The sequence below is a fragment of the Enterococcus sp. AZ128 genome, from assembly GCF_051714485.1.
GTDB lineage: Bacteria > Bacillota > Bacilli > Lactobacillales > Enterococcaceae > Enterococcus_A.
Window position 1 is genome coordinate 432,719 of the sequence record NZ_JBIORZ010000003.1, and the last position, 13,967, is coordinate 446,685.

A 13,967-nucleotide genomic window follows, 5' to 3' on the forward strand; every position below is an offset into this window, starting at 1 on the left:
TCGCAGGTGTTGCATTACAGTATCTCGCTAAAAAAGAACATCCTTCTAACAATTATTTTTCTTACAGAATCTTTTCAATGGATTTTTCCGGAATAAACCACATCAATAGAATCAAGACATTGACGATCAATACCGCGATCGGTGCAATCAATTTTCCTAGTATCAAGGCGACGATCGCTAAGCCGATCGATAAATATGATTTAGGATAATGTCTGAATAATTGACCGACCTTAGAATCCTTTCCGTTCGCCCGCACTAATGCTCGGACCAATAAATAGTAGGCTAAATCCGTTCCTAATGTCACCAACCCATACAACGCTTGAGGCGCCCAAGAAAAAGGATAGTCTCCGACCCAAGCAGTGACATACGGAAAGAGGGTCATCATCAATATCAAGAAATTATTTGCCCATAATACCCAACCATCTACTTTTCGTACTAGTTGAAAAAGGTGATGATGGTTGTTCCAATAGATCGCTAAACTGACAAAACTAATCAGATAGACGATAAATTTATGACCCATACCAAAAAAGGCCGTCCAGGTTGGAGCACCTGGTTCGTGTAACTCTAAAACTAGCAGAGTCATAATAATAGCAATGACCGCATCTGTAAAAGCTTCAATTCGTGACTTCGACATTTTTTTTGCTCCTAATCAATTAAAAACTCACAGTAAATCCATTGATTTACTGTGAGTCTATTAAACAAAAGAACCTATAAAATATCAAGAATTATGTCATTTCTTTTGATTCAAAGCGATTCCTAGTTATCTTTTGACTCTTACAATTCCTCTTTTCTTTGATAACTTGAACTATTTTATCTATTGACTGCAATTTGAAACCGGCTTATTCAGTCAAATCTTCAATAAATACGTCTTAAGTTGGACGTAACCGTGAAAATAGTTTGCTAAACTATGTTTAAGATAAAACAAACGGAAAGAAGGAATTTAAAATGATGAAAGAATATCCTATGGTTGTACGAATTTTAGCTGTTGTCGGCTTTTTCTTAGTTGCTAGTTTGATTTTAAGTATTGTTGGTCCAATCCTATCGGGCTTGATTGGCTTGTTCTTTAGAATTGCTATTCCATTAGCAATTGCTTACTTCCTAGTTAACTGGCTGACTAAACGTCGCAGACGGACCTATTAAAAACACAAAACCGCCGAAAGCTGAGCTTTCGGCGGTTTTATCTTTCTATCCCAACGCTACATCTAAAATCATCATGATAATAAACCCAGACATCGCACCAAACACTCCGAAATGGTGCTTACTATCCGTCGTTGCTTGCGCTTCTGGGATTAATTCCTCTACCACAACATAGATCATGGCCCCTGCTGCAAACGATAAAGCATAGGGCAACAAAGGTTCAACACTTGTCACTAGGAGCGCTCCTATTACAGCTGCGATTGGTTCCACAAGACCTGATGCTTGCCCATAAAGGAATGATTTCGTTCGACTTAATCCTTCCTGTCGCAAAGGAATCGAAACAGCCGCACCTTCGGGGAAGTTTTGGATTCCGATCCCCAACGATACGGAGATAGCGGCTAGGACTGCCGCCGTTGGATTTGCCGCTTCGCTTGCTGCACCAAAAGCAACACCGACTGCTAGTCCTTCGGGAATATTATGCAGGGTAATCGAAAATACCAGCAAAATCGTCCGCTTCAAATGACTAGGCAATCCTTCTTTTTCTTTATTCGGCCCAAAGTGCATATGCGGAATCGTTTTATCGGCTATATAAAGAAACAATCCACCCAGACCAAAACCTAGACTTACTACTAGCCAAGGGATTGACCCATTCTCCTCCGCAGCAGCGATCGCCGGGTCCAATAAAGACCAAAAACTTGCCGCGATCATCACGCCAGAAGCAAAACCTAGCATTAGATTCAATACATTTCGATTAATATTTTTAAAGAAGAAAACCAATGCCGCACCTAGAGCGGTCATTCCCCAAGTAAACAGTGTTCCAACTAACGCTTGCTGCCAAGCAGTTAAACTAAGTAGCCATCCAACCATATGCTCCTCCTATTTCCTATCACCATCAGCCGTTTCTCAGAAAAATTAGTCTAGAGTTCCACGATAAACAAACCTAAGGAGATACCAATACCTCACAAATAGTTTGAATTCACTTGGTGAAACTGACAAAATTAAACTGGTATCCTGAAAACGTTTATTTGCTATAACCTTATCATGTTTTAGGTGAGCCTGTAAACTTCTTTTGGAGACACTTTCTTTGCTGGTTTTTTTAAGACGCGTTATACTTTTTTGGTAGGAAACTTACAAAAAGAAAGTGAGTGAAAAAGATGTCAAAAATTAATGCAGGAATCGCAATGGTCAATGTTTTAGAAGCCTGGGGAATCGATCACATTTATGGAATTCCCGGCGGCTCATTCAATTCAACAATGGATGCTTTATACCACGAACGTGAAACTGTTAAATATATCCAAGTGCGCCATGAAGAAGCTGGTGCTTTAGCTGCGGCAGCAGATGCAAAATTAACTGGTAAGATCGGAGCTGTCTTTGGTTCCGCTGGTCCTGGTGCCAGCCACTTGATCAATGGACTCTACGATGCGCAAATGGATCATGTTCCTGTTCTGGCATTGTTAGGTCAAGTGGCTTCCACTGCCATGAACTATAATTCTTTTCAAGAATTAAATGAAAATCCAATGTTTGCGGATGTTAGTGTTTACAACCGGACAGTAATGACCTCCGAAAGCTTGCCGCATGTGATCGATGAAGCAATCAAAGCAGCTTATCAAAGCAACGGTGTAGCTGTCGTTACGATCCCCGTAGATTTTGGTTTTGCGGAAATCGAAGAAACCGAAATCGCAACTGCGAAAAATCATAAAACGGGTGTCCTGCTTCCTGATGAATCGGATCTAAAAGCAGCATTGCCTTTGATCGAAGCAGCGAAACAACCCGTTCTTTATATTGGTCAGGGGGTACGCGGTGGTTTTGATGCGATCAAATCCTTCGCTGAACATTTCTCGATGCCCGTCGCGGCAGCTGTCCTAGCCAAAGGAATTGTCCCTGATCTATATAAAAACTTCCTAGGTTTTGCAGCACGTGTAGCAACCAAGCCAGCGAATGAAGCATTAGCTGATGCAGACCTGATCGTATTTGTCGGCAGCGACTTTCCGTTCGGCCGTTATTTCTTCAACCCGGATGCAAAATTCATCCAAGTCGATATTGATGCCGCTAAGTTTGGCCGTCGCCACAATGTCGATCAATCTATTTTAGGTGATGGTGCGACTGCTCTTCGCCGCTGGGTCGAACTTGGAAAAGCCCGCCCTGCCGATGCCTGGTTGAAAGCCAACCAAGAAAACATCCGTAATTGGCATGCTTGGCGTAAGAGCTTTTACGATGACGAGTCAACACCATTACGAGCTGAACCTGTCTTCAAAGAAGTAAATCGCATCGCAGAAAAAGATACGGTTTATGTTGCCGATGTCGGCAATGTCACCTTAAATGCGATTCGCCATCTAGAAATGAACGGAGAACAACAATTTACTACGTCTGGCTGGTTCGCAACCATGGGGAACGGTGTCCCAGGCGGAATCGCGGCACAATTAACTTATCCTGACAAACAAGTCTTTACCTTTAGTGGTGACGGTGGTTTTGCGATGCAAATGCAAGATATCATCACGCAAGTAAAATACAATTTGCCGATCATCAACGTCGTCTTCTCTAATAATGCTTTTGGCTTTATCGAAGCCGAACAAGAAGACACTGAACAACAAAAATTTGGCGTCTTTCTCGAAGGAGCCAATTTTGGTAAAGTTGGGGAAGCGCTTGGTGCAGATGGGTTTACGATTACTGAGTACAGCCAATTAGAACCAGCTTTCACAGCAGCGAAAGCCAGCAAACGACCTGTCGTGATTGATGTTAAGATCAAGGACGAACGGCCTTTACCTGTTGAAGCCTTAGAACTAGACCCAGAAAAATTCTCCACAGAACAGATCAATGCCTTCAAAGAAAAATATCACGTTCACGATATGCCTACTTTGCGTGAACTTTTGAAATAAAGCACCGTCAGCTCATGTGGTTGAACAATGTAGACTGCAAAAAAAGGTTGTGCCAAAAATTTTTTTTTGCACAACCTTTTTACATTCTTCGAATCGTTTGTTTTGCTTCTGTTTTTAATTGTTTCGTTAGTTCATCTGCTGATAACTCTCGACTTACCAAAGCCTGCAAGACCATCGGCAAGTTGACCCCTGTCACTAAAGACTGGCGCGAATCATTCACTACACAAAAGCTAGCATAACGAAATGGTGTTCCGCCAAACATATCTATCAGCCAGACCAGCTCATCAACTTTCGTCAATAGCTCTTTGGCGTAATCTTCAATTTCTTCCTGCAGTCCTGTAGCTCCCGGCTCAATATTTAATGTTTCCACACAGCTTTGCTCACCTAGAATGGACTCGGCTGTTTTTAACAGACTGTCCGCTAAATGGTCGTGGGTCGCGATAATTATCCCGATCATACTGACACATCCCTTCAATTTCTCAGTCTATCCTATTTTTAATCCCAAGTAAATTCTTTAGGAAGCTTGAAACTTCAGATGTTCCCCGATATAATGCAAAGAGGCCTTGCGCCAATACTGATAAAGCGAGGAAAATCATTGATTACAGTAAGTGACGTTAGTTTACAGTTTCCTGACCGTAAATTATTTGACGACGTAAATATTAAATTCACTCCCGGCAATTGTTATGGGTTGATTGGGGCAAATGGTGCCGGAAAATCAACCTTTCTTAAGATTTTAGCAGGCGATATCCAGCCTTCTACCGGCTCTGTTGCCTTAGGTCCCAATGAACGGATGGCGGTGCTAAAGCAAAACCATTTTGACTTTGAAGAATATACCGTTCTTGAAACAGTTATCATGGGCCACGAACGCTTATACCAAGTCATGCAAGAAAAAGACGCCATTTATATGAAGGAAGATTTTTCTGATGAAGATGGTATTCGCGCAGCAGAACTTGAAGGCGAATTCGCCGAGCTTGACGGCTGGGAAGCCGAGCCGGAAGCAGCCGTCCTATTGCAAGGGCTAAACATCCCTGAGGACTTGCACCAGCAAAAAATGAGCGAACTGACGGCTGGGCAAAAAATCAAAGTCTTACTAGCACAATCTCTTTTCGGCAAACCAGACGTTCTTTTACTAGATGAGCCAACGAATGGATTAGACATCCAATCAATCAACTGGTTAGAAGAATTCTTGATCAACTTTGATAATACCGTAATTGTCGTATCCCATGACCGCCACTTCTTAAACAAAGTGTGTACACACATGGCAGACTTAGACTTCGGGAAAATCAAATTATACGTCGGAAACTATGACTTCTGGTTAGAATCAAGCCAGTTAGCAACGAAATTACAATCGCAGCAAAATGCTAAAAAAGAGGAGCAAATCAAAGAATTACAAGATTTTATCGCTCGATTCAGCGCTAACGCGTCTAAATCAAAACAAGCGACTTCTCGTAAAAAAATGTTGGATAAGATCACATTAGATGATATCCAGCCTTCTTCACGCCGCTACCCATTCGTCCAATTCAAACCAGAACGGGAAATCGGTAATGACTTGCTGCAAGTTGATAATGTCAGCGTGACGATTGACGGCAAGAAAATTTTAGATAATATCTCTTTCACCTTGAATCGTGATGACAAAGTAGCTTTTATTGCTGAGAGTGACTTAGTAACAACTACCTTATTTAAAGTTATCATGGGCGATCTTGAACCTGATACAGGTACGGTTCGCTGGGGTGTAACGACGAGCCAAGCTTATTTGCCAAAAGATACTACTAAAGAGTTCGACAGTGAAATGCCGATCCTCGATTGGTTACGCCAATATGCCAGCAAAGAAGAAGATGACAATACATTCTTACGCAGCTTCCTGGGCCGTATGCTGTTTTCTGGCGACGAAGTAATGAAACCCGTCAATGTCTTATCCGGTGGTGAAAAAGTTCGTTGTATGCTTTCGAAATTGATGTTGTCTAAATCCAATGTTTTAGTTTTGGATGATCCAACCAATCACTTAGATTTAGAATCGATCTCAGCATTGAATGATGGGTTGATCGCTTATAAAGGTTCGCTTTTATTCGCCTCTCATGACCATCAGTTCATCCAAACGATCGCTAACCGCGTCATCGCTATTTCTGGAAACGGTGTTGTTGACCGTGCGGAAACGACTTACGATGAATTCTTGGAAAACCCGGAAGTTCAAAAGCAATTAAGTCATCTGTATTAAAAAAAAGCATTCGCGAAAAAAATCGCGAATGCTTTTTCTATTGGGGAAGCAAATTAAATAAATTGCACAAGTTCCATCAAGATCGGAACTACGAACACAAATAGTACGGTACTAGTTGTTACCAAATTCGTAGTATATTTAACATCACCATGCGCTTCATTCGCTAAGATCGGCAAGACAGCCAGCATTGGGGTCGCAGATTGAACGATCAACGTTTGTTTCAATAGCGGTGCGAGGCTGACTCCAAAGGCATTTGACCCGAGAGCAATCAAGGCAATCAAAACAGCCGGTGCCAAAACGAAACGGCCCAGTAAAGCTACGACCGTATCGCGATCAAAACGAATGCTCTTCAATCCAGCGTCATACAAGACGATCCCGATATAGAGCAAGGACAACGGAGTAACAATACTACCTACATAACCGAGTGTCGCGTTAATAAAGCTTGGTACAGGAATTCCGATCAATAAAAAGAGAATCGCTACGATAAAACCTAATAATGGCGGCGGTAATAATTTCTTCCAGTTTAGTTTCGCTTTGCTTTCACCTTTGACTTTGGTTGGATCATCATTCGAGATCAAGAATACGCCAAACGCCCAAGTAGAAACCGTGTTCGTCACATAATAAACCAAGAAATAAGGCAATGATTTTTCACCAAACAGAGCGATATTTAAAGGCAAACCAATGAATATCGTGTTGGCATTAACGACCGCATTCATGAATATCCCGCGGCGGCCTGGACGAATCTTCAAAATTTTAACTAACGCATAGGCCAAGACATAAGAGATAATAACCGCTCCAACTGGGTAGATCAAACTCCCCGATAGTTGGAACAAGCTTTCTTTTGTTAAGTTCTTTAGTACGGACACAAAGATCGAAGCTGGCAGCGCCACACGGGTAATCAATGACGAAATGCTTTTGCCGAAACTTTCATCAAACCAGCCTTGTCTCTTCAAGATATAGCCTAAAGCAATCATAATAATGATACTTAAAACACTTTGGATCGATTGAAAGAAAATCATCTTTCTTCCTCCTTTTGCTTAATAAAGCTTTTTATCCTTTTAATCAACATCAAGCGTTTGATATTCTGGATACCATTTCATCTCTTCTACAGCCTGTTTGATGTCTTTGATCTCTTCTTTATTCAATTTTTGTTCAATCACGCTCTTCACAACAATTTCTGCGATTGTTTGGGAGAACTCCGTCAATTTTGATACTGGCGGCAAAACTGCGGCGCCTGGTTTGCTTGTATCAACGATTCCTCCTAATGCATGACTAGCCTGCGACAACATTTCTCCATTAACACGCGTTGCTGTTGAAGCGATGATGCCAAGTCCTAAGCCAGGATACATCAACGCATTGTTGGCTTGACCGATTTGGTAAGTAACACCGTTGTATTTTACATCGTCAGCAGGAATCCCCGTTCCAATCAACGCTTTTCCATCTGTCCATTTGATTAGATCTTCAGCCATTGCTTCAGCTAATTTCGTAGGATTAGACAATGGGAATATAATGGGACGTTCTGTATTAGCGGCTAATTCTCGTACGATTTCTTCGGTAAAGGCCCCTGGCTGGGTCGAGGTACCAATAATGATCGTAGGATGGATTGCTTTAACAGCCGCTGTTAAAGTCGTCAATTCATTCGCATTTGTAAATTCGCTGCGTTGACGGACGAAACCTTTTTGACCAGAGGTTAAATCCTCAGTATCTTCAAATAGGACACCTTGTTTATCTACCATATAGAAATGCTTCCGCGCTTCTTCTTCGGACAATCCTTGGCGTTTCATTTCATCTAGCAATTGGTTGGCGATCCCAACACCTGCGGTACCTGCTCCAAAAGTCATCACTGTTTGTTTCGTCAATTCTTCCTGCGAGATATTCAGAGCACCTAAAACACCTGCTAAAACGACAATCCCTGTTCCTTGGATATCATCATTGAAGGTCGTGATCTTGTCTTGATATTTCTCTAAGATGTTTGCTGCATTTGAACGACCAAAATCTTCCCAGTGCAGCAAGACTTCAGGGAACAATTCTTCCACAGCCTCAACAAATTGATCGATCACTTCATAATACTTATCCCCATAGATTCGTTCATGTTTATTTCCTAAGTACAAAGGATCATTTAATAACTCCTGATTATTTGTACCAGCATCAATGGATACAGGTAAAACTTGGGCAGGATTGATACCCGCAGCAGCAGTGTATACCATCAATTTTCCGATGGCGATATCCACACCATTGACGCCCCAATCACCAATGCCTAAGATCCCTTCCGCATCTGTCACAACGATCAATCGAATGTCACGACCAGCAGCAGCATTTTTCAAACTGTCTTTGATACTTGCTGGATCATCAATTGAAATGAAGGCGGCATCCTGCGGCTCAACGAATAATTCATTGTATTGTTCAATGGAATCGGCCACGGTTGGATCATAAACAATCGGCATAAATTCTACGACATGTTGTCCCATTACTTTATAGAACAACGTACGATTCGTATTGAAGATTTCCATTAGAAATAGACGTTTTTCTAAATTGGTTGTTTTACTTTGATATTGACCATAAGTTTGTTCTGCTTGCTCCTCCAATGTTTGGACTTTAGAAGGCAGCATGCCAGTCAAGCCATATTGCTTCCGTTCTTCCTTTGTAAATGCAGTTCCTTTATTCAAAAATGGATTATTTATTCTTTCGAGACCTTTCATATTGTTCTCCTCCTTGTTGATTACAGTTAGGACGATACACGCTCTCCCCAACTATAGTCAAAACAAAAGCTTAGGATAAATTTTATTTATATGATAATCTGACTTCACAAGAGGAGACGCTTATGAACTTTAAAGACCTAGAATATTTCCAACGCTTAGTACGAGAAAAGAGCTTTACCAAAGTGGCGAACGCCTTCCATGTCAGCCAGCCAACCATTACTTATGCAGTGAAACGGCTAGAAGAAGAACTTGGAACCGAACTGGTTTATCGTGACCAATCCCACAAACAATTGATCATTACTCAATCCGGAATTGTTCTTTCTCGCCACATCTCAAATATCTTGAAAGAAGTAACGATTGCTGTGACTGAAATTGATCGACTAAAAGAAGAGACTTTGGACTTCGGCTTGCCGCCGATTATCGGAAACTTTTACTTTCCCAAACTCTCTTCCTACCTTTTCAAAAATAATTTGATGCGCCATATTCATTTAGTTGATGGCGGATCAAGGGATCTTTATGGTCTTTTACGTCGAGGGAAGATCGATCTTGCTCTGCTTGGTTCAACACAACCGATTCGTGATGACGATTTGACTAGTGAAATTTTGGTCGAAAAAAGATTTATGATCGTCGTCAGTCCGAATCACCCGCTGGCTAAACGTAAAGAAATCTCCTTTGCTGAATTAAAAGACGAGCCTTTTGTCTTATTGAATGAGCACTACGTTCATCCAACCGCCTTTAAAAAAATGGCCCAACAAGCCCATTTTGAACCGCAGATTATTTATCAAAATAGCAACCTGAATATTTTAAAAGGCATGATTCGTGAACAAATCGGCATTGGTTTTTTAGCAGAACTTGCGATCTCTCCGGAAGATAATTTGGTCATGATTCCTATCACCGATCAGCCTCAGCCAACATTTATAATTTCACTCGTTCAACGTGAACAGATTTTAGATTCAATGATTCGAGGTCAATTAATTGAATTGATTCGAGGTTTCAGTCAGCAAAATGATTACTAAAAAACGAGGAAATCTAATAGATTTCCTCGTTTACTTATTAATTTCGTTTGTCGCCGCGAGTAAAGACTGCGATACATCCTAAGCCAGTATGGCTGGAGATTGTTGTTCCCAATGGAAAAATCCGAACCTCTTTTGGCTGTATACTGTCCTCTAAATGCCGCTTCACTTCTTCCGCGCCTTCTTGATCGGCACTCGTTGTGATAAAAATCGTTTGATTTGCCGGGTCCGTGGTCGCTTCACTGATTTTGTCAGCGACTAGTTGCAAAGCTTTTTTACGCCCACGCACTTTTTCAACATTTTGCAGCTTCCCTTCAACATCAACAGTGATGATGGGTTTGATATTCATCAATCCGCCAATCGCTGCACTTGTTTTAGAAATACGCCCGCCACGTTGCAAATGATTCAAATCATCAACCGTTACCCAGTGATGATACGTTAACTTGTTTTCTTCTAACCAATTGTATAAATCAGTTAGAGACATTCCTGCTTGCTGTTTTTGCGCTGCCTCGTAGACCATCAGTCCTTCACCGCCGCTGGCAGCCAGGGAATCTACCACATAAACTTCCGCATCAGGCAAATCTTCCTTTAAAAGCTCCAACGCCTGCAACGCACTTTGATACGATCCGCTCATTCCAGAAGAAAAGCAGATATACAAAACAGGAATCTTTTTTTCAGCATAACTGCGGAAAAATTCCACATAACGCCCAACATTGACTTGTGATGTTGTTGGCATCGCACCATTTTTAATTTGTTGATAGAAATCATCAATCTTGAAACTGCGACCCAAGTCATCAGCAAATTCTGTGCCATCTATTGTGACGTACATCGAAATAAAATCAACGTTGTTTTCATCTAATAACTCATAAGGCACATCGCAACATGAATCTGTCAGAATCTGATACATTTTTAAAATCCTCCAAACACCCGCTTATTAGTAAATCTATTCTACTAGATAATTGGTTGCTTGTCTCATAATATGTTAGATTTGAGCCCAAACACTTTCCAGAATATTCGTTTGCATCCGGTCTGGTCCCACAGAGAAGGTTGAGATTCGTACACCTACGAGTTCAGAGACACGACGAACATAATTCCGAGCATTCTCCGGCAAATCCGCTAAATCGCGACATTCCGTAATATCTTCGCTCCAACCAGGCAATTCTTCATAAACTGGTTTGCAACGATTCAATTCTTTCAAACTTGCTGGATAATGATAGATCAATTCACCATCTAATTCATACGCCGTACAAATTTTGACCGTCTCTAATCCACTCAGCACATCGATCGAGTTTAAAGAAAGATTGGTAATGCCTGAAACACGTTTTGAATGACGCATCACAACCGAATCAAACCAGCCAACACGACGGGGACGACCTGTTGTCGTTCCATATTCACGACCTACTTCACGGATCTGACCGCCGACGTCATCAAATAATTCTGTTGGGAAAGGGCCATCACCGACACGTGAAGTATATGCTTTACATACTCCTACGACTTTGTCGATCTTCGATGGTCCAACACCGCTACCGATCGTTACACCGCCAGCAACCGGATTAGATGACGTAACAAATGGATAGGTTCCTTGATCGATATCCAACATCACGCCCTGCGCGCCTTCAAATAGCACACGTTTTCCTTGATCCAACGCATCATTCAAGATGACTGATGTGTCTGTTACATATTGTTTGATTTGTTGGCCATATTCATAATACTCTTCAAAAATATCATCAAAGTTCATCGCTTCGTCATCAAACATTTTAACGAATTGACGATTTTTTTCTTCCAAGTTGATCTTCAAACGTTCTTCAAAAATTTCTTTATCCAATAAATCGGCCACACGAATCCCTACACGAGCTGCTTTATCCATGTATGCCGGTCCGATCCCCTTGATTGTTGTACCGATTTTATTTTCGCCTTTTGCATCTTCTTGCAATTGATCTAATTTAATGTGGTAAGGCAAGATGACATGTGCACGATCAGAAATTCGCAAATTATCTGTCGTAACTCCTCGTTCATGCAAATAAGCCAATTCCGTTACTAACGATTTCGGATTGACTACCACACCATTTCCAATAACACTGATTTTTTCTTTGTAGAAAATCCCAGAAGGAATCAAGTGTAATTTATATGTTTCATTGTCAAATTTGATTGTATGACCTGCATTGTCTCCACCTTGGTAACGAGCAATGACTTCTGCATTCTCACTTAAAAAATCCGTGATTTTTCCTTTACCTTCATCGCCCCACTGCGTCCCTACAACTACTACAGATGACATCTGAACACCTCATTTTATTTTATTTAATCCTGAATCATTGTATCAAGAATAGCGCTATACTTCAATTAAAATTCGAATATTAGATGATAAAGATTACAAAAACAAGGCAAATTACGAACATTATTTTTGAATACTAGAAAAAATGATTCAAATTTCGGATACTCTCATTTAATAATTTCTCGAATTAGCCCGATCACCTCTCATTCCAAACAAACCATGAAAAATGTGATTAGCAGTTATCTTGTACGGGCTTAGTATCTTTTCTCACCATGCTAAAAAGTGAAGAAAAACTAAAAAAAAGCGCAAGTTCAAGACTTGCGCTAGAAATCTTCTCTCGGTGATAGTGACGAGAACTTATTATACTGCTTTATAAAGAGCAGTTCCACGGTACCACGTGCGCCACTCCGGTTTTTCTCAATGATAACTTCGATTACATTACGATTTGCGATCGATTCCTCATCTTCTTCGCCTTCACGTTCATAATAGTCATCGCGATACAAGAAGGCTACAATATCGGCATCTTGTTCAATCGATCCTGATTCACGAATATCACTCAATACTGGTCGTTTGTCCTGACGTTGTTCAACACCACGAGAAAGCTGTGACAAGGCAATAATAGGAACTTTCAATTCTTTGGCCAGCTTCTTCAGTTGTCGTGAAATTTCAGATACCTCTTGCTGACGGTTTTCCCGACCTGTTCCTTCAATTAATTGCAAATAGTCAATCAAGATCAAACCAAGATTCCCTTTTTCTTTCGCCAATTTATGGCATTTAGCTCGAATCTCAGAAATTTTGATCCCTGGTGTATCATCAATAAAAATATTCGATCGTGACAAGCTCCCCATCGCTACGATTAGATTTTGCCATTCTTCTTCTGACAGCTGCCCTGTTCGCAAGTGACTCGCTTCGATCGACCCCTCCGCACACAGCATCCGATTGACCAGTGATTCAGCTCCCATTTCCAAACTAAAGATAGCAACAGATTTATCTGTTTTTGTTCCGACATTTTGGGCAATATTCAAAGCAAAGGCTGTTTTCCCAACCGCTGGACGTGCTGCCAAGATAATCAGTTCCTCTGCTTGAAGTCCAGCCGTCATTTTATCTAAAGCTGCATATCCCGTTGGCAAACCAGTAATTTCTTCATCATTTCTTGCCAATTGGTCAATATTTTCAATGGCAGTATTCAACACTTCACTGATGGTCAAAAAACCGCTCTTATTGCGACGTTCTGATACTTCCATGATATTCCGTTCAGCAGTGTCTAAAATCGTCTGTACGTCGTCTCCTTGCTCAAAACCTTGGGTCACAATGTTCGTGGCCGCTTGAATCAAATTACGCAACAGCGATTTCTCTTCTACAATTTTGGCATAATACCCAACATTGGCCGCCGTCGGAACGCTTAAAGCAAGTTCAGATAAGTAACTTAGACCACCAGCATCTTCCAGCTGATTTTGTTGTTCCAATAATTCCTTAACCGTCACAACATCGATCGCTTCATTGCGATCATTTAATTGGATCATCCCGCGAAAAATCAACTGATGTCCGCGACGATAAAAGTCTTCTGGAACTATGTACTCCATAGCCGTGATCAAAGCATCTGTTTCCAAAAAAATAGAACCTAAAGTCGCTTGCTCGGCTTCAATGCTTTGGGGTGGCACACGATCTTGTAACATTTCGCTCATGTCTTTTTACGCTCCTCTTCGTCCATCTATTTTACAAAATCTGCCCGTTAAATACAACAAAGAGTATGAG

The 13,967-nt window shown here is 41.2% G+C and carries 12 protein-coding genes; 4 read left to right on the forward strand and 8 right to left on the reverse strand.

Annotation, left to right across the window (positions count from 1 at the left end; all coding sequences use genetic code 11):
• Positions 1-61: 61 nt before the first annotated feature.
• Positions 62-634: a TMEM175 family protein gene (locus IGI38_RS20915; protein WP_438733843.1), complete on the reverse strand. Its 573-nt coding sequence runs from the start codon at positions 632-634 to the stop codon at positions 62-64.
• A gap of 311 nt (positions 635-945) precedes the next feature.
• On the opposite strand from IGI38_RS20915, the gene IGI38_RS20920 reads away from it, so the two are divergent.
• Entirely contained in the window at positions 946-1,140 is a 195-nt protein-coding gene (locus IGI38_RS20920) for a hypothetical protein (RefSeq protein ID WP_438733844.1), read from the forward strand.
• Positions 1,141-1,185: 45 nt separating this feature from the next.
• On the opposite strand, the gene IGI38_RS20925 is transcribed toward IGI38_RS20920, so the two are convergent.
• Positions 1,186-2,004: a ZIP family metal transporter gene (locus IGI38_RS20925; protein WP_438733846.1), complete on the reverse strand. Its 819-nt coding sequence runs from the start codon at positions 2,002-2,004 to the stop codon at positions 1,186-1,188.
• 287 nt (positions 2,005-2,291) lie between these two features.
• Here IGI38_RS20925 and spxB point away from each other — a divergent pair, with 287 nt between their 5' ends.
• The gene (spxB, locus tag IGI38_RS20930; RefSeq protein ID WP_438733847.1) at positions 2,292-4,013 is read left to right on the forward strand and encodes a pyruvate oxidase; all 1,722 of its coding nucleotides are present in this window, start codon (positions 2,292-2,294) and stop codon (positions 4,011-4,013) included.
• A gap of 79 nt (positions 4,014-4,092) precedes the next feature.
• Here the strand turns inward: spxB and IGI38_RS20935 are convergent, their stop codons facing one another.
• Positions 4,093-4,470 carry a PTS sugar transporter subunit IIA gene (locus IGI38_RS20935; RefSeq protein WP_438733848.1) on the reverse strand — a complete coding sequence of 126 codons (378 nt, stop codon included), beginning with the start codon at positions 4,468-4,470 and terminating at the stop codon, positions 4,093-4,095.
• A 138-nt stretch (positions 4,471-4,608) separates the two neighbouring features.
• Here IGI38_RS20935 and IGI38_RS20940 point away from each other — a divergent pair, with 138 nt between their 5' ends.
• The gene (locus IGI38_RS20940) at positions 4,609-6,228 is read left to right on the forward strand and encodes an ABC-F family ATP-binding cassette domain-containing protein (protein WP_438733849.1); all 1,620 of its coding nucleotides are present in this window, start codon (positions 4,609-4,611) and stop codon (positions 6,226-6,228) included.
• A gap of 53 nt (positions 6,229-6,281) precedes the next feature.
• Here IGI38_RS20940 and IGI38_RS20945 read toward each other — a convergent pair whose 3' ends face one another.
• A complete protein-coding gene (locus IGI38_RS20945; RefSeq protein ID WP_438733850.1) occupies positions 6,282-7,247 on the reverse strand; it encodes an AEC family transporter in 966 nt (321 codons plus the stop codon).
• A 39-nt stretch (positions 7,248-7,286) separates the two neighbouring features.
• Positions 7,287-8,927, reverse strand: coding sequence for a malolactic enzyme (locus tag IGI38_RS20950; protein WP_438733852.1), 1,641 nt, complete (start codon positions 8,925-8,927; stop codon positions 7,287-7,289).
• Between the two features lie 122 nt (positions 8,928-9,049).
• On the opposite strand from IGI38_RS20950, the gene IGI38_RS20955 reads away from it, so the two are divergent.
• Positions 9,050-9,943 carry a LysR family transcriptional regulator gene (locus IGI38_RS20955; protein WP_438733854.1) on the forward strand — a complete coding sequence of 298 codons (894 nt, stop codon included), beginning with the start codon at positions 9,050-9,052 and terminating at the stop codon, positions 9,941-9,943.
• Positions 9,944-9,980: 37 nt separating this feature from the next.
• Here IGI38_RS20955 and IGI38_RS20960 read toward each other — a convergent pair whose 3' ends face one another.
• The 3 genes from IGI38_RS20960 to dnaB form a co-directional block, all read right to left on the reverse strand.
• Entirely contained in the window at positions 9,981-10,847 is an 867-nt protein-coding gene (locus IGI38_RS20960) for a DegV family protein (protein WP_438733856.1), read from the reverse strand.
• 75 nt (positions 10,848-10,922) lie between these two features.
• Complete coding sequence (locus IGI38_RS20965) at positions 10,923-12,215, reverse strand: adenylosuccinate synthase (protein WP_438733857.1); 1,293 nt, start codon at positions 12,213-12,215, stop codon at positions 10,923-10,925.
• Between the two features lie 320 nt (positions 12,216-12,535).
• Entirely contained in the window at positions 12,536-13,897 is a 1,362-nt protein-coding gene (dnaB, locus tag IGI38_RS20970) for a replicative DNA helicase (protein WP_438733858.1), read from the reverse strand.
• Between the last annotated feature and the right edge of the window lie 70 nt (positions 13,898-13,967).